We start from the raw sequence: 16,492 nt of genomic DNA, 5'->3' as shown, positions 1-16,492 counted from the left end.
ACAACCTCTGACTTAAATAAGAATAATAAATTACGCAGTTGCTGACTGAGTGACGCTATTGGACGGGTTAGTGTTCCCGGCTTCCTGATCCAGCAATTGTTTTTCAAACGCTTTGAAGAATGGGTAATACATAATTGCCGAAGTCACCATGCAAATCAGACACATGATCATTGGGCTAAGTGCCCAGTTTGCTGCCCAGGAGGCTCCTATCGGGCCAGGCGTTGTCCATGGCGTCATTGACACAACCCGGGCAACTAAACCGAAATCGAGAGCAAAATAAGCCATGGAGGCATTCACCATCGGAACCAGCACAAATGGAAGGAAGAACAGCGGGTTCATAATGATGGGTGCACCAAACAGGATTGGTTCGTTAATGTTGAACATGCCCGGTACAACGCCCATACGACCGATAGTGCGCAGGTGTACTGCTTTGCTGCGCATCAGTAAAAAGGCCAGCGGTAATGTCGAACCGACGCCGCCAATAAGCAGGTAGTGATCCCAGAACCCCTGAACATAGATATGCGGAATAGCGGTGCCTGCGGCCATTGCGGCCTGGTTCACTGAAAGATTGGCCATCCAGAATGGATTCATGATCCCGGTAACGATAAGTGCACCGTGAATACCCGCAAACCAAAGGATCTGGCAAACCAGTACAGAGAGAAGAATGGCGGGCAAAGTATCTGAAGCGGCAACCAATGGTTTCACCAGCGACATAATAGCTTCAGGGATAATCATCCCCAGCTGGGCTTCAATAAACAGGTTCAGTGGGTGCAGTGTCAGTACTACAGCCAATACAGGAATAAGAATTTCAAACGAACGCGCAACACCGGTAGGGACTTCAGGCGGCAGGCGGATAGTAATGTTGTTGCGTTTCAACAGTGCGTACAGCTCAGTGGTATAGATTGCCACCAGCAGCGCGGTAAAGATCCCCTGGCCTGAGAAATAAGCCACGGATATCTGCCCGTCTTTTAGCGGAGCGGCAACCAATAAAAAACCCATCAGCGACAGCATACCGGATGTCAGTGGGTCAAGTGCATGGTGACGGGCCAGGCTGGCGGCAACACCAACAGAAATGAATATTGTCATGATCCCCATGCTGAAATTAAACGGCAGCATCAGGTTTTCACGATGATTAATAGAGAATTGCAGCCAGGCCCGGGCAAATCCCCAGGTGGTATCCGGCGAAAACGGCGGGAAGATAAACACCAGCATAAAGGAGCCGACGATCATAAATGGCAGCGCCAGAATAAAACCATCGCGGATAGAGGTAACATACTTCTGCTGACCAACTGCACCAGCCATTGGCGTGATTTTTTCCTCAATCACGCTGATTAATTTAGAGTACAGAGAGCTCATTTTTTATCCTTTATTTATTATTTTCAATTAAGGAAAGGGCAAAATCTAAAACTGCTGCACCTTTTTGCATGCCGTAATCCATCATGTTGATAGGCTCGACTTTAATGCCGTAAATGCTGGCCTTGTTTTGCAGATCTTTTTGCATGTACTTCACCTGCGGCCCCAGTAAGACAACCTCGTAATTGCCCACCTGTTGTTCAAATTCCGCAACGCCAAACGCTTTAATGTCGACTTCCAGAGCGCGCTTATCCGCTTCCTCCACCATTTTTTTAACCAGCATGCTGGTGGACATTCCAGCGGAACAACAAAGCATGATTTTTTTCATAAACAACTCCTGACCGTGTGAGAACAATGAGCGGACTATAGTCATACGGAAACAATACGGAAAGCGCTTTCCGTTAACGGATCTATTAAATGTGAGCACGATCACCAGATGGTTGCTTTCACTTTGTCTGCATGTAGGAGATGATCCTGAACCGACTCGGTCTTTTATAGGTTCTTCCATGAACATTCAGTTTATGAATGTTGCTGTCACGCTGATTGAGCAGCGTGTAACACCTTTCGCTAATATGCTTACGCGCAACCATCACATTACGGCAATGCGGGATAGTTTTGCCCTGGCGATGCCCTTTGTCATAGTCGGCAGCCTGATGGTGCCATTGCTTTTTCTTCCTTTTAGTATCAATGAGTTATCATTCTTTGGTGAGTGCTATCAGGTCATCAGGCCGATGTTGTTGCCAACATTTGAAGTCACTATTGGCCTGGTCGCATTGATTATTGCCTTTGGCGCCAGCGCCAGTCTGGCCAAGCAGTATCAGCTACCAGAACGGCTATCCGGGCTTACCGGCTGTCTTGCATTCCTGATGTTTATTGGCTTTAAAGAAAATGCCGGAACCAATATTTTTCTTGGGGGGATGGGGATCTTTAGTGCGTTGATTTCGAGCTTTTATACTATTGAAATGGTGAGGCTTTTTTATCGCAAAGGGTGGTGTATTCGTCTGCCAGAAGAAGTCCCGGTGATGACACGAAACAGCTTCCAGCTGCTGGTGCCTCTGCTGGTGATCATGCTATCAATTACCGTGATGAATACCGGGTTAAAGCTCACCACTGGCATGATTCTGCCCGATTTGATCAGCGAGGCTTTACGTCCTCTTATCATCGCATCTGATACCCTCACCGCGCTGCTTATCTCTTTATTTATCTGTAACTTACTTTGGTTTGTAGGTATTCATGGTGCATTGATAGTTACCGGGATAATGAACCCTTTCTGGATGACCTATCTGTTTGAAAATCAGCAGGCATTGGCGCGAGGAATCACTCCACTTCCCCATATCTATCTACAGGGATTCTGGGATTTTTATTTATTAATTGGTGGAATTGGATCAACGTTACCGCTGGTTTTTATGGCAATGCGTAGCCGTTCCCGTCAGTTAAAAAGTGTCGGTAAAATTGGTCTTATCCCGTCTCTTTTTAATATCAATGAACCCATCCTCTTCGGTTTTCCGATAATCCTTAACCCTGTGTTTTTGATACCGTTTATTTTTGTACCCATGGTAAATGCCTGTATTGCATGGTATCTGACCCACCTTGGCGTACTCGACCGTGCCGTAGCAATGCTCCCCTGGTCAATGCCTTCACCTCTCGGTGCAGCATGGTCTGCCAACGGAAGCTGGAAAAATTTGTTTATGTGCATGTTCGCTATCTTCAACTCCTGGATGATTTACCGTCCATTCTTTAAAGTTTATGAACAACAACTCACTGAAATAGAAAGTAAATAATCGACATTCGCTATGTTTTTTCTCAGGCCAGAGTGGGTGAGCTCTGGCTTTTTTTTGCCCACCTTCAGTAAAAAGCGATCTTCATCACGATTTCACAGGCATTCATCAGGATTTTGTGACATGAACCAGCAATTACGGAAAGCGCTTTCCGTATCTGGATGTACATTTCCGTAAATGATCCGTAGATTCCCCTCCGCGTATTCAGATGTTATTCCAGTCAAAATATAAAAAGGGAAATCATGAAAAGTCTGAACAGAATTTTACCTCTGTCTTTACTGATTGCTTCGGCAGTCTGCGGCATTGCCCATGCCGAACAGTATGACTTCACAATGCACGGTTATATGCGCTCTGGCATCCTGGCGACATCAGATGGCAACCGCGCAGACTCACTTGGTCTGATGCCTGATGGAAAATTCCGCCTTGGCAATGAAGACGACACCAAAATTGAACTGATCCCACAGGTGACATTGAAATCGGATTCCGGCGTGGTCGCTAAAATCCAGACCAACATTACTCACCAGACAAAATGCACCTCTGACTGGAACTGCCTTGATGATGATGGCAAGGCCGTTCAGTTCCGCGAAGGATATGTTGAACTCTCTAACCTGGATTTTGCGCCTGATGTCGCATTCTGGGCTGGTAAACGCTACAGCAGTTCTAACGCATCCAGCCACCAGTTCGACTGGGAATACATTCAGTACAACGGCACAGGGGGTGGATTCGATAACCTGGATATCGGTTTTGCCCGTTTCGATGCCGGGATCTACGCCTTTACGACAACAGATGAATCGAAGGCATACCCCGTAGATAAAGGCGACCAGGGTTACCCCGACGATTATTCACTCAATCTGTGGTTTAAAAAAATCGCAGATTCGCCCGTCGATCTTGAGCTTATTGCCCATCACATGAACAACAACGAGAACCATATTGGCGCAGCAGAAAAAGGCTATGGCGTAACCGGGATCTATAACTTTGAAGGCTTCTATGGGCTAACAGGCGGAAGCTCCAAATTTGTTGCTCAGTATGGTCGTGGTCTTGCGGCGGGTGACTCATTGGGTAAAAACGGCTGGGGATGGGCAAACCTTGATGACACGCAGTCATGGCGTTTGGTTCTCGACGGCGTTGCCACCATCGGCGACGGCTGGGAAGTTGCTACCTTCGCCTTCTACCAAAAAGATAAAAATTATCGCTGGTGGAGCAGTGATAACGAAGGGTGGGGGCGCTCAAGCTGGGTTGCGGGCGTTCGTCCTTATCAGCAAATCACCAAAAACTTCGCCATGCAGTATGAAGTTGGCTACGAATACCTCGACGATAAAAACTACAAAGGTGTTGATGGTAAAGGGAAAGGTGGTTTAACCAAAGTGACTATCGCGCCAACGCTGACCTTTGACTCGGGGTTCTGGAGCCGTCCGCAAATCCGCGTATTTGCGACTTACGCTAAGTGGGACAAAGGTGTATCCGATGCGCTGGATGGCAACTACGACTGGAGTACTAACACCATCGGTTCCGGTGGCTACAGCCGCAGTGGGAAAACAGACACTCTGAACTTCGGTATCCAGGGCGAAGTGTGGTTCTGAGGAGAGACAACGTGAAATTACCGGTAAGAAAAATACTTATGTTGTCCCTGATGACAGCATTAGCCAGCGGTGGCGCAATGGCTGCTGAACAATCCCATTTTGAGCATTTTATAACGCGTCAGGGTGCTCAGTTAATGGATGGCAATCAGGCATTCCGCTTTGCGGGGATCCATGCGCCAGAACTGCATCGTATTGAAAACGATGCCCGTGGTGTGTGCAAAGCTGACCCGCGTGGCTGGGGGCAATATTTTGCCTGGCCCACCGCGGAAGAACAGGAAAACTGGATCGCCGCCATTGTGCAAACAGGGGCAAAAGCCCAGCGGGTTTACGTCCTTTCCGTTCAGCAGGAAAACGATAAAGAGTGCGAACGCGAAACGCATATTCTTGCGCCTCTAACACCCGAGGGCATGCCTCGCCTGAATGAAAAGGCGATGACGGTTTACGACAACATGATCGCCGAGGCTGATAAACAAGGTCTTCGATTAATCGTTCCGTTTATCGATCACTGGTGGTGGTGGGGCGGACGCGAGCAGCTCGCCGCCTTCTATCATGAAAAACCTGAAGATTTTTATAACACCAGCAGTAAGACCTACAAGGCTTATCAGGATGTTATTCGTCAGGTTATTACCCGCACCAATACCAAAACGGGGCGTCCGTACTATAACGAAAAAGCCATTATGGCCTGGGAAACCGGTAATGAACTGGAAGACACAAACGCGGATTTCCTGAAGCAAACGGCGTCGTTGATAAAAGAGCTGGCTCCTCATCAGCTGGTTGTTGATGGCACTTATAAGAAAATAAATGATTTTTCGGTAAATGACCCGAACGTAGATATTGTCAGCAACCATTACTACACCAACGCCGGGAATAATCATCCCGATCAGGTGAAGAAAGATTTGCAGGCTATTGGCGGTAAAAAAGTCTATCTGGTCGGTGAGTTTGGCTTACTCGACAGCAAAGACCTGAACAACATCATGCAGTCTATCGTGCACACCGAGGTGAACGGGGCTAAAGCTGCCGGTGGATTTATCTGGGGTTTTCGCGGTCATCGCCACGATGGGGGTTTTTACTGGCACAAAGAGTATACCGGTCATTACAGCTATCATTTGCCAGGCTTCCCGGTGGAAGGGAAAGCCAATCAGGAAATGGACGTGGTTAATCTGGTTCGGACTGCCGCAGCGCAGATGTCCGGACTTGAGAAAGCTCCGCCACTCCCGGTACCAGAAGCACCGAAACTGCGTGAAACTCAGTCACCATTTGCCATCAACTGGATGGGGGCGGCAGTAGGTCGCAGCTACGATGTTGAACGTGCCGGTTCGAAAAGCGGCCCGTGGAAAATTGTCGGTAGCGATATTTCAGACGGCGTTCAGGAGTGGAATCCAGCAACCATGGATTTATTCCGGGACGACTACGCCTCGCTCACGTTAGGTAAAACGTATTACTACCGTGTGATTGCGAAAAACGAATCCGGGAAATCCGCGCCGTCTAATGTAATTAGCGTTACGCATAACCAGAAAAATCAGGCACCGGTTATTGAGCTTAACGTTAAAACAACCACCGCGCTGAATAACGGCCTCAGTCTTGATGCGCGTTGGAATGACGACAATCTGCCCGCTCGTCAGGTCAGTGAGAAGTGGATCAGTTCAGGGAAAAAACAGGCTTATTTTTGCAATGCTGACAAAGCATCTTCCCGAGCCTGGTTCCCCGAACCGGGAGACTATCAGCTGACTTTTACCGCTGATGACGGCCTGCTGAAGAGTGCTAAAAGCATCGATGTGACGGTCACAGAAGCAACCGCCAAAGCACCTGCTGATTTCTGCCACTTTGACAGTAAAGAGTTGGCCCATTCTCAGGGAAAAGTGAATGTCATTAAGAGCGCGGAGAATCAACTCACCGCAGGTGAAGATGGCTTCCTTGGTTCCTTCGCTAACGAAGGTGACAAGGTTAGCTGGCAGATTAATGCACCGTGGGAAGGTGAATATCAGCTTCACCTGAACTTCAACGCAAAGTGGGGGAGTAAGAAAAACTCAGTGCAGGTTAACAGTGATAAACCACTGCAAATTGAGTTCCCGCAAACCGATGAAAAAGGTCAGCAGATGATCATTCCGATTCGGCTTAATCAAGGTGACAACACCATTAGTCTCGGTAAGTTCCCCGGCGACTGGGGATATATATTCATCAAGTCTATTCAGGTTACTGCTGAGTAGCACTTTTGCTGCGCCTTAACGGGCGCAGTTTTTTTTGGTGCAACCGCATCAAAACCAGTGAGGAGGATAAATGAAGACGTATGCATTTCCGGAAAACTTTTTATGGGGTGCGGCAGCATCAGGGCCACAAACTGAAGGCACTGAGGGTAAACCCCATCGCTCAATCTGGGACAGCTGGCACGCCAGTCACCCCGAGCGTTTTTTCCAGGGTATTGGCCCTGAAAAGGTCTGTGAAACACTGCATAAGTACAAAGAAGATGTCGCGCTGATGAAAAATATCGGCTTTAACTCGTTTCGCACATCAATTCAGTGGTCACGTCTGATAGATGATTTTGAAACCGGCACACCGAATACAGACGCGGTAAAATTTTATAATGATTACTTCGACGAAATGATTAACAACGGTATTGAACCGATGATCAATCTGTATCATTTCGATATGCCAGAAGAGTTGCAACAGCGTTACGGCGGCTTTGAGTCCCACCATGTAACCGACCTGTTCGCCCGCTTTGCTGCCACTGCGTTTAAGCTTTTCGGTCACAAGATTAAATACTGGGTAACTTTCAACGAACCAATTGTCCCCGTGGAGGGCGGTTACCTTTATGACTTCCATTACCCCTGTAAAAAAGATGGCAAGCTCGCAGCGCAGGTAGGTTTCAACATCATGCTGGCTCATGCCAAAGCGGTAAATTGTTATCGTCAGTTGAATTTAAGCGGCGAGATCGGTGTCGTCCTCAACCTGACGCCCACATATACTCGTAGTGATTCAGAGGAAGATAAAAAAGCAGCCTGGTATGCAGATTTACTGTTTAACCGCAGCTTTCTTGATCCTCTGGTAAAACACCAGTTCCCCAAAGAATTGTGCGAATTACTGGCGGCTCATAACTGTCTGCCAGAAATCAGTAAAGCTGATGTTACGCTAATCACTGATTCCCGGGTCGATTTCCTGGGGGTAAATTACTACGTGCCTCGCCGTGTTCAGGCGCGGGAAACTGAGTACACACTCGATCACTTCACGCCTGAATTCTATTTCGAAAATTATATTGACCCGAATGGTCGCTTCAATCCCTATCGCGATAATAACGAAATCCATCCTCAGGCAATCTACGATATAGCTGTCAATATTCGCGATAACTACGGCAACATTAAATGGTATTTGGCGGAAATAGGCATTGCTATGGATCTTGAGTCAGAGGGGCCAGTACAGCCTGATGGCGTCATTGATGACCATTTCCGCATCAGCCTGATGGAAGAACATCTGGTTCAGCTGCACCGCGCAATTTCCGGGGGGGCCAACTGCTTCGGCCTGCACCAGTGGACGTTTATCGATAACTGGTCGTGGATTAACTCCTTTAAACGCCGTTATGGTTTTTACCGCCTCGATCTTGATACCGGGGAGCGTCATATCAAGCGAAACGGTCTCTGGTTCAGGCAGCTCGCGCAGAGTAATCAGTTTTCCTGCAAGGAGCATTCGTTATGAGCCAGTGCTATTTTTATCCTTTAACCAATGTTGTAAAAAACTATCCATGGGGCAGCCATAGCGCTTTAAACCAGCGCTTTCATGTGTCAAACCCTGATGACCAGCCGCAGGCTGAACTGTGGATGGGGGTTCACCCTGCAGGCATTTCCCGCGTCACCCTGGAAAACGGACTGCTGCCTCTCTCTGATCTGATAACCGCAGACAAAGTGGCCATGCTTGGTGCTGCCGCGGCTAAACGGTTCGGCGACCTGCCTTATTTACTGAAAATTCTTGCTGCTGACAGTGCTCTGTCTATTCAGGTTCATCCTCAAAAAGAGCAGGCTGAGTTGGGGTATGCTGCGCAGGGAGATATCCTCTCCGACACACCTGACTACAACGATGCGAATCACAAACCTGAGCTGGTTTACGCTATTACACCTTTTATGGCGATGAATGGTTTTCGTGAGCCACATGAAATTATTGGGCATTTCAAAAGGCTTGATATCGGGGGGCTGAGGGGCGCAATAAAGGCTCTTGAACAGCATCCTGATGCAGAAGGGCTGAAGGCCTTTTTTATCGAAATCATGCAGTTGCCTGACTATGTAAAAAAGGAGGCGTTACAGCATCTGGCAGACAGTGCTCAGAAACTGTATGGCGATGATCTGGCGCGTTTTATTCAGAAGCTTTATCAACATTATCCGAACGATACAGGGGTTCTGGCCCCACTTTTCCTTAACTGCGTAACATTACAGCCTGGCGAGGCAATGTTTCTTCATCCGGGCACACTGCATGCCTATGTTCAGGGGACCGCGATAGAGGTAATGGCGAGCTCCGATAATGTACTGCGGGCGGGATTAACGGGTAAAAAAATCAATCTTACCGAGCTGGTTACCTGTACGTCATTTGTACCCACTCTTCAGCAATCACTCCTGATGGCCCCCGTGCTGGCAAACGGGCAGAGCAGTTACCCTATTCCGGTAGATGATTTTCGTTTTAGTGTGATTAAAGATGCCGGCAATTTACTGATGCATACCCAAAGTGCAGAAATTCTGCTGGTCATTAATGGCCGTGCTTCGCTACAACATCCCAGTGGTGAAACGTTAACTCTTATCACCGGCCAATCGGTCTTTATTCCGGCATCTGCCTGTGACTGGGCACTCACAGTGACCGGATCCTTATGTAGAGTTTATTGCTAGTTGTTACTTTATTTCAGGCTCACGGATCGCCGTGAGCTTTTTTATTAGCCGTTGTTTAGATATCGACTGGATTGTCGCTTTATCTAAAAATATCTATCAATTTCAGCGTAAAAAAACGATTCCCTGTCAGAAACGCCCATGCTCCCGATAAATATTTTTCTCTGGATAGCGGCGATCGAAAAATCATAAAGTAGCATCTCGCGTTACGTGTTTTTCAAATAATCGGGTAGTAATCTCACCTTATTCATGGGCCTGAGGGTGGTAAAGTGTGCGATTGATCCTGTTATGGAAAAATTTTCCAACAAATGACTGTTAAATTAATCTTGCTCTGTCTAGAGTGTTGACTTGTAAGGAAGAGAGTTGTCACTTAAACGTCATCATGGGTAATAAGTCGTGGAGAATCATATGGATCTAAAAATCACTGAGTTAACGCCAGAAGCCTTTGCGCCCTATGGTGATGTGCTGCAAATTGAGGGTTCGCGTTTCTTTCACATCAATGATGGGAAAACAGAACGCTATCACGACCTGGCCAAAATCGAAGTTTCGGACGGCAACAGAGTTCTGGCCAGTATCAACCGGGCGGAGCCCACTCCATTACCGATGAAATTCTCGCTGCTGGAAAAGCATCCCCTGTCATCACAAGCCTTTGTTCCCATGAACGGTGAGCGTTTTGTGGTGATCGTTGCTGAACCTGGCGATGAGATCCCTGTTAACACCATGCGTGCCTTTATCACCAACGGTAAGCAGGGGGTGAACTTCCATCGTAACGTCTGGCACCACCCGCTGTTCGCTTTTGAAAAGGTCACCGACTTCTTCACTATCGATCGGGCAGGACCAGATAACTGCATTGTGAGTGATTTACCAGGAACTTATCGTATAGTTTTGGATAGCGCTGGTCGCCTGTAGCAGGGGGAGTCTATTATAGCGGGCCTATGAAACAGACGAAGGAAAGCTTGAATGACTGAATTACGCAGAAAGGGGCGACCATCCACTGAAGCCGCAGCAACCAAGGGGGCGCAGGCTTTAGATCGTGGGCTGGAGATTCTTCAGTATCTGGCAAATGCTGGCGGGAGTTCATCCGTCTCCGTACTGTCAGAAAAGTTAGAATTGCCGCTTTCTACTACGTTCAGGTTGTTGAAAGTTTTGGAAAAATCTGAGTTTGTTTTTCAAGATCCGCAGCTTGGTTGGTGGCATATTGGCATCCAGTCATTTACCGTTGGTTCTGCTTATATGAATGACCGTGACGTAGTGTCAGTGGCCGGGCCGTTTATGCGTCGACTGATGTTGCTTTCCGGTGAGACCGCTAATCTGGCAATCCGTAATAATTTTGATGCAGTGCTGATTCGCCAGTGTGAATGCCAGGCCATGGTGCGCATGTGCGCCCCGCTGGGTAGCCGTTTGCCGCTGCATGCGTCAGGCGCTGGCAAAGCATTACTGTACCCGCTGGCGGAGGAAGAGATGCTGGATTTGATCGTACGTTCAGGCCTGCAAGCTTATACGCCAAAAACGCTCACCAGCGTTAATTTGCTGCGCAAGGATTTACATCAGTCATTGATGCAGGGTTACACCATCGATGATGAAGAGCATGCTCTGGGCCTGAACTGCCTGGCATCAGCCATTTTTGACCGCAATAACAATGTCATCGCAGCTATCTCCATTTCCGGGCCAAGCTCGCGGGTGGGCGAGGAGCGCTTTAAGGAACTGGGAGAGCTGGTAGGTGAAGTCGCCAGGGATATCAGTGCCGCATTGGGAGAGTCGCGTAGTAAGGCATAGTCGAGAGAGATCTGGCTGGCCGTGACCGACTGACGTACGTATCGAGTGGTAACCCCCGTTTGAATGCCGAACGGGTTTTTTTGAAACAGAATTAAAGTTGGAAAAATTTTCCAAAATTTAAGGAGAGAATCAATATGGCAATTATGCGAGCAGTAGATGCGGCAATGTACGTGCTGGAAAAAGAGGGGGTCACCACAGCTTTCGGGGTTCCTGGTGCGGCAATCAACCCGTTTTATAACGCAATGCGCAAACATGGCGGCATCAAGCATTATCTGGCGCGGCACGTAGAAGGGGCCTCGCATATGGCGGAAGGCTATACCCGTGCAGAACCTGGCAACATCGGCGTTTGTATTGGAACCTCCGGTCCGGCGGGCACCGATATGATTACCGGGCTGTACTCTGCTTCGGCCGACTCCATTCCAATTTTATGTATCACCGGACAAGCGCCACGCGCAAAACTTCATAAAGAAGATTTTCAGGCTGTAGATATTGAGTCGATTGCTAAACCTGTGACCAAGTGGGCCGTTACCGTGCAGGAAGCTGCACTGGTACCGCGCGTGTTGCAGCAGGCGTTTCACCTGATGCGTTCTGGCCGTCCTGGACCGGTACTGGTCGATTTGCCGTTTGATGTGCAGATGGCGGAAATTGAGTTTGATCCGGATACCTACTCTTCTTTACCAGCCTACAAACCAGCGGCCACTCAGGCGCAGATCGATAAAGCATTAGACTTGCTGTGTGCGGCGAAAAAACCATTAATTATCGCTGGTGGCGGTATCCATAATGCTGATGCTGCGGATCTGTTACAGGAATTAGCTGAGATTTGTAATGTGCCGGTCATCCCAACGCTGATGGGCTGGGGCTCAATCCCGGACGACCACCCGTTGATGGCCGGTATGGCTGGCTTGCAGACCTCGCATCGTTATGGCAACGCCAACCTGCTGGATTCCGACCTGGTATTTGGTATCGGTAACCGTTGGGCGAACCGTCACACCGGCTCAGTAGATAAATACACTGCTGGTCGTAAAGTCATCCATATTGATATTGAGCCGACACAGATTGGTCGGGTCATCTGCCCTGATCTGGGTATCGTTTCTGATGCGCGTATCGCGCTGCAAATGCTGGTAGACACTGCGCGTAGTCGTTTTGAGAAAGGGCAGTTACCCGATCGCGCCGCATGGTGTGCAACCTGCCTCGAGCGTAAACAGACCCTTCTGCGTAAAACCCACTTTAATGACACGCCTATCAAACCGCAGCGTGTTTATGAAGAGATGAACCGCGCCTTTGGACGCGAAGCCTGCTATGTCACCACCATTGGTTTGTCGCAGATCGCTGCCGCGCAGATGCTGAACGTGTTTAAACCTCGCCACTGGATTAACGCTGGTCAAGCTGGCCCGCTGGGTTGGACACTGCCAGCTGCGTTGGGTGTACGTGTAGCCGATCCAAAACGCAAAGTTGTCGCGCTGTCTGGCGACTACGACTTCCAGTTTATGATCGAAGAGCTGGCAGTCGGCGCACAGTTTAAACTTCCGTATATCCACGTTCTGGTGAACAACGCTTATCTGGGATTAATCCGCCAGTCACAGCGTGGTTTCGATATGGACTATTGCGTACAGCTGTCATTTGAAAATATTAACAATCCAGATCTTGGTGAATTCGGCGTAGACCACGTCAAAGTTGCCGAAGGGCTGGGATGTAAAGCGCTGCGCGTTTTCAAACCGGAAGATATTGCTCCGGCATTCAAGCAGGCTGAAGAGTTAATGAACAAACACCAGGTACCTGTGGTCGTGGAAATTATTCTTGAGCGCGTTACCAATATTTCCATGGGCACCGAGCTGGATAATGTAAATGAGTTCGAAGCGACTGCCTCGACGCCGGAAGATGCGCCAACGTCAGTTAGTTTCTTTGATTACAGATAAGGAGAATTGTCATGCCTAAGTTTTCGGCAAACTTATCGATGCTGTTTAATGAAGTTGATTTTATGCAGCGTTTTCGCCTCGCGAAACAGCAGGGGTTTAGTGCTGTAGAGTACATGTTCCCTTATGACTACCCGATGGATGCGATACGCAAAGAGCTGGATGAAAACCAGTTAACGCAGGTGCTGCAAAACCTCCCCGCTGGTGACTGGGCTGCGGGTGAACGCGGCATTGCCTGCCTGCCAGGGCGTGAAAGTGAGTTTCGCGATGGGGTTGGTTTAGCGATTGATTACGCGAAAAAGCTGGGCTGTGGGCAAATCAACTGCCTGATTGGTAATGTGGATCCTTCCCTCAGTCAGCATCATACCGATGAACTGGTTATCGCTAACCTCAGCTATGCCGCTCAGGAACTGGCTGACGCAAATATTCGCCTGCTGATCGAACCAATCAATAAATATGATATGCCGAACTTTTATTTAAAAACGTCACAGCAGGCGATCGAATTAATTGAGAAAATTGGCAACCCTAATATCTATCTGCAATATGACATTTATCATATGCAGCGGATGGAAGGGGAGTTGACGCAAACAATGGAGCGTCTGCTCGCTAAGATAAGCCATATACAGGTTGCAGATAACCCAGGACGTAACGAACCAGGCACCGGCGAGATTAATTACGATTATATCTTCTCAGCATTGGATCGCATGGGTTATAGCGGTTGGATCGGCTGTGAATATAAGCCGAAGGACACGACAGAAAGTGGCCTGTCATGGATGAAGAAATATCAATCCTAAGGAGATTAAAATGAAAGTAGGATTTATTGGTCTGGGCATTATGGGTGCGCCAATGGCGGAAAAACTCATCGCTGGTGGACATCAGCTGTATGCCAATACCCGTCGCGAAGTGCCTGCTGCATTAGTAAAACAGGGTGCGATTGCCTGCAAAACTCCACAGCAGGTAGTGGATGAAGCAGAGATTATCTTCATTATGGTACCGGATACGCCGCAGGTTGAAGAGGTACTGTTTGGTGAGCATGGCTGCGCCAAAGGTAAGCTAACAGGCAAGGTGGTGGTGGATATGAGTTCCATTTCACCGCTGGAAACTAAGCGTTTTGCAGCAAAAGTTAACGAACTGGGCGCGGCCTATCTGGATGCGCCGGTATCCGGCGGGGAAGTGGGTGCCAAGCAGGGCACGCTGACCATTATGGTCGGTGGCGATGAGGCGACCTTTGCGCGTGTTAAACCGCTGCTGGAACTGATGGGCAAAAATATCACCCTTATCGGTGGGAACGGCGATGGACAAACTTGTAAGGTTGCTAATCAGATTATTGTGGCGCTGAACATAGAAGCTGTCTCTGAAGCCTTGCTATTTGCATCTCGTGCGGGGGCTGATCCGGCCAAAGTACGTGAGGCTCTGATGGGCGGTTTTGCCTCATCACGCATTCTTGAAGTGCACGGTGAGCGAATGATTAAACGTGCATTCTCACCTGGTTTCCGCATATCTCTGCATCAAAAGGATCTTAATCTGGCGTTGCAGGGGGCTAAGGATATGTCACTTAGCCTGCCGAATACGGCATCTTGCCAGGAGTTGTTTAATGTTTGTGCCGCTAATGGCGCAGCAGATCTCGACCACTCTGCGCTGGTTCAGGCACTGGAGATCATGGGTAATCATAAAATATCCAGTTAATTATAATTTAACTAATCAATAAAGATTAGTATTTATTAAAATTAGACATAGTCGACATTAGAAGTGCCCTCTTTATGATATAAAGAGGGTCTTCTTTAAGAAAAATTATCCTAAACAATAAAGACAGTAAATAGCAGGATGCCAACCCAAGGAGAACATTGCATGGCAACCGATAATGCTGTAATTGAAAAAACATTTACCGCCCCTGAAAAAAACATTATATATAGAAAAGTCGCCTGGCGAATAATGCCGATTCTTTTGATAAGCTATATTGTGGGTTATCTGGACAGAGTAGGTATTTCATTCTCCAAATTTCAAATGATGCCGGATATTCTTAACGGCAACGTATCAATGGCAGAAGCGGTTTATGGTCTGGGTGCCGGAGTGTTTTTTATCGGCTATATCATCGCCGGAGTGCCAAGCAATATTCTGCTGAGTAAGTACGGAGCAAAAAAAGTCATCGCCCTGCTGATGGTTGTATGGGGGATGATCTCAATGCTGAGTATCTTCATTACCAACCCAACGCAGTTCTATCTGGCCCGTTTTCTGCTTGGGCTGGCAGAAGCAGGCTTTTATCCCGGAGTGATTCTCTATCTGACACTTTGGTTCCCTTCCAGCCAAAGAGCTAAAATGACCGCCCTGTTTGTTTGTGGTATTCCAGTGAGTAATATCATTGGCGGGCCGCTATGCGGCTGGATCATTGAGAATATGAATGGCGTAATGGAGCTTTCCGGTTGGCAATGGCTATTCTTTATTAGCGGCCCTCGTGCGCTGTTGATTGCCGTTGTTATTTTCTATTTCCTCGACAATACCTATCAGAATGCCAAGTGGCTCACTCCTGAAGAAAAGGCAGTCATTAAAGAGGATATGGCAGAGACAGCACCGCGTAAATTAAAGGATGGTGCGGTTGCGGTGAAGGAGTGGACGATGAAAACCATGTTGAAGTCGTCAGAATTCACCAAAATGTGGCTGATCTGTTTTTGTACTGTCATGGGCCAGGGGGGGTTAGCGTTCTGGGTGCCAACCATTATCCGTGATACCGGAGTAGTATCGGTAATGGATATTGGCTTGTTGACCATGCTGCCCTATATGCTGGCGGTAGTGGCTATGCTGCTGGCGGCGCGCAGTTCAGACAAGTATCGGGAACGCCGCTGGCATATTATCGTGCCCTTCTGTATAGCTGCGGTATCATTGGTCTTTATCGGTCTTTTCCCGGATAACAAGTACGTGGTGATGGCAGCGTTATGCGTTGCAGTAGCGTCCAGCCTGGTACCTTCTCCGTTGTTCTGGAGTCTTCCAAACGCGATATTTACCGGCGCCTGTGCCGCTGCGGGTATTGCCCTGATTAACTCTATCGCCAATATAGGCGGATTTATCTCCCCCTATATCATTGGTTATTTTAAACAGCTGACTGACAGTAACTTAGTCGCCATGATTGTATTGTCATCGATGATGTTATTAGGCGCGATACTGACTTACACCGTACCGGCTAAGTTGGTTAACAAATAGTTATGCCGGTTATTGAGCAAAGGTTATCTGCTTAGTGA

General features: G+C 48.1%; 13 protein-coding genes. 11 read left to right on the top strand and 2 right to left on the bottom strand.

Going from position 1 to position 16,492, the window contains the following annotated elements; all coding sequences use genetic code 11:
• Positions 1-30: 30 nt before the first annotated feature.
• Positions 31-1,356 carry a PTS sugar transporter subunit IIC gene (locus tag GN242_RS15705; RefSeq protein ID WP_156287812.1) on the bottom strand — a complete coding sequence of 442 codons (1,326 nt, stop codon included), beginning with the start codon at positions 1,354-1,356 and terminating at the stop codon, positions 31-33.
• Between the two features lie 10 nt (positions 1,357-1,366).
• Entirely contained in the window at positions 1,367-1,681 is a 315-nt protein-coding gene (locus GN242_RS15700) for a PTS sugar transporter subunit IIB (protein WP_154752291.1), read from the bottom strand.
• A gap of 178 nt (positions 1,682-1,859) precedes the next feature.
• Here GN242_RS15700 and GN242_RS15695 point away from each other — a divergent pair, with 178 nt between their 5' ends.
• The 11 genes from GN242_RS15695 to GN242_RS15645 all read left to right on the top strand — a co-directional run bounded on the left by GN242_RS15695 (position 1,860) and on the right by GN242_RS15645 (position 16,454).
• Positions 1,860-3,134, top strand: a complete 1,275-nt coding sequence (locus GN242_RS15695; protein ID WP_154752549.1) for a PTS sugar transporter subunit IIC — start codon at positions 1,860-1,862, stop codon at positions 3,132-3,134.
• Between the two features lie 239 nt (positions 3,135-3,373).
• Positions 3,374-4,711: a maltoporin gene (locus GN242_RS15690; RefSeq protein ID WP_156287811.1), complete on the top strand. Its 1,338-nt coding sequence runs from the start codon at positions 3,374-3,376 to the stop codon at positions 4,709-4,711.
• Between the two features lie 38 nt (positions 4,712-4,749).
• Positions 4,750-6,918 carry a CBM35 domain-containing protein gene (locus GN242_RS15685; protein WP_156288297.1) on the top strand — a complete coding sequence of 723 codons (2,169 nt, stop codon included), beginning with the start codon at positions 4,750-4,752 and terminating at the stop codon, positions 6,916-6,918.
• A gap of 70 nt (positions 6,919-6,988) precedes the next feature.
• A complete protein-coding gene (locus tag GN242_RS15680; protein WP_154752289.1) occupies positions 6,989-8,398 on the top strand; it encodes a glycoside hydrolase family 1 protein in 1,410 nt (469 codons plus the stop codon).
• Positions 8,395-9,573: a mannose-6-phosphate isomerase, class I gene (manA, locus tag GN242_RS15675; RefSeq protein WP_156287810.1), complete on the top strand. Its 1,179-nt coding sequence runs from the start codon at positions 8,395-8,397 to the stop codon at positions 9,571-9,573. The genes GN242_RS15680 and manA overlap by 4 nt, the downstream gene beginning before the upstream one ends.
• 405 nt (positions 9,574-9,978) lie before the next feature.
• Positions 9,979-10,479, top strand: a complete 501-nt coding sequence (locus GN242_RS15670; RefSeq protein ID WP_154752287.1) for an ureidoglycolate lyase — start codon at positions 9,979-9,981, stop codon at positions 10,477-10,479.
• A 51-nt stretch (positions 10,480-10,530) separates the two neighbouring features.
• The gene (gene allR, locus GN242_RS15665; RefSeq protein WP_154752286.1) at positions 10,531-11,346 is read left to right on the top strand and encodes an HTH-type transcriptional repressor AllR; all 816 of its coding nucleotides are present in this window, start codon (positions 10,531-10,533) and stop codon (positions 11,344-11,346) included.
• A gap of 134 nt (positions 11,347-11,480) precedes the next feature.
• Positions 11,481-13,262: a glyoxylate carboligase gene (gene gcl / locus GN242_RS15660; RefSeq protein WP_154752285.1), complete on the top strand. Its 1,782-nt coding sequence runs from the start codon at positions 11,481-11,483 to the stop codon at positions 13,260-13,262.
• An 11-nt stretch (positions 13,263-13,273) separates the two neighbouring features.
• On the top strand, positions 13,274-14,053 hold the full coding sequence (hyi, locus tag GN242_RS15655; protein WP_154752284.1) for a hydroxypyruvate isomerase: 780 nt from the start codon (positions 13,274-13,276) through the stop codon (positions 14,051-14,053).
• 10 nt (positions 14,054-14,063) lie between these two features.
• Positions 14,064-14,945: a 2-hydroxy-3-oxopropionate reductase gene (gene glxR, locus GN242_RS15650; RefSeq protein ID WP_154752283.1), complete on the top strand. Its 882-nt coding sequence runs from the start codon at positions 14,064-14,066 to the stop codon at positions 14,943-14,945.
• Between the two features lie 162 nt (positions 14,946-15,107).
• Positions 15,108-16,454: an MFS transporter gene (locus GN242_RS15645; RefSeq protein WP_154752282.1), complete on the top strand. Its 1,347-nt coding sequence runs from the start codon at positions 15,108-15,110 to the stop codon at positions 16,452-16,454.
• Positions 16,455-16,492: the final 38 nt, after the last annotated feature.

The organism is Erwinia sorbitola, assembly GCF_009738185.1.
In the GTDB taxonomy this organism is placed as follows: Bacteria; Pseudomonadota; Gammaproteobacteria; order Enterobacterales; family Enterobacteriaceae; genus Erwinia; species Erwinia sorbitola.
The sequence above is the reverse complement of the archived record's forward strand: the minus strand, read 5'-3'. Positions and strand labels throughout refer to the sequence as shown.

Excerpts from the sequence above, each read along its gene's own strand:
- GN242_RS15705 (WP_156287812.1), bottom strand. The coding sequence starts at position 1,356 with ATGAGCTCTCTGTACTCTAAATTAATCAGCGTGATTGAGGAAAAAATC.
- GN242_RS15700 (WP_154752291.1), bottom strand. The coding sequence starts at position 1,681 with ATGAAAAAAATCATGCTTTGTTGTTCCGCTGGAATGTCCACCAGCATG.
- GN242_RS15695 (WP_154752549.1), top strand. The coding sequence starts at position 1,860 with ATGAACATTCAGTTTATGAATGTTGCTGTCACGCTGATTGAGCAGCGT.
- GN242_RS15690 (WP_156287811.1), top strand. The coding sequence starts at position 3,374 with ATGAAAAGTCTGAACAGAATTTTACCTCTGTCTTTACTGATTGCTTCG.
- GN242_RS15685 (WP_156288297.1), top strand. The coding sequence starts at position 4,750 with ATGTTGTCCCTGATGACAGCATTAGCCAGCGGTGGCGCAATGGCTGCT.
- GN242_RS15680 (WP_154752289.1), top strand. The coding sequence starts at position 6,989 with ATGAAGACGTATGCATTTCCGGAAAACTTTTTATGGGGTGCGGCAGCA.
- manA (WP_156287810.1), top strand. The coding sequence starts at position 8,395 with ATGAGCCAGTGCTATTTTTATCCTTTAACCAATGTTGTAAAAAACTAT.
- GN242_RS15670 (WP_154752287.1), top strand. The coding sequence starts at position 9,979 with ATGGATCTAAAAATCACTGAGTTAACGCCAGAAGCCTTTGCGCCCTAT.
- allR (WP_154752286.1), top strand. The coding sequence starts at position 10,531 with ATGACTGAATTACGCAGAAAGGGGCGACCATCCACTGAAGCCGCAGCA.
- gcl (WP_154752285.1), top strand. The coding sequence starts at position 11,481 with ATGGCAATTATGCGAGCAGTAGATGCGGCAATGTACGTGCTGGAAAAA.
- hyi (WP_154752284.1), top strand. The coding sequence starts at position 13,274 with ATGCCTAAGTTTTCGGCAAACTTATCGATGCTGTTTAATGAAGTTGAT.
- glxR (WP_154752283.1), top strand. The coding sequence starts at position 14,064 with ATGAAAGTAGGATTTATTGGTCTGGGCATTATGGGTGCGCCAATGGCG.
- GN242_RS15645 (WP_154752282.1), top strand. The coding sequence starts at position 15,108 with ATGGCAACCGATAATGCTGTAATTGAAAAAACATTTACCGCCCCTGAA.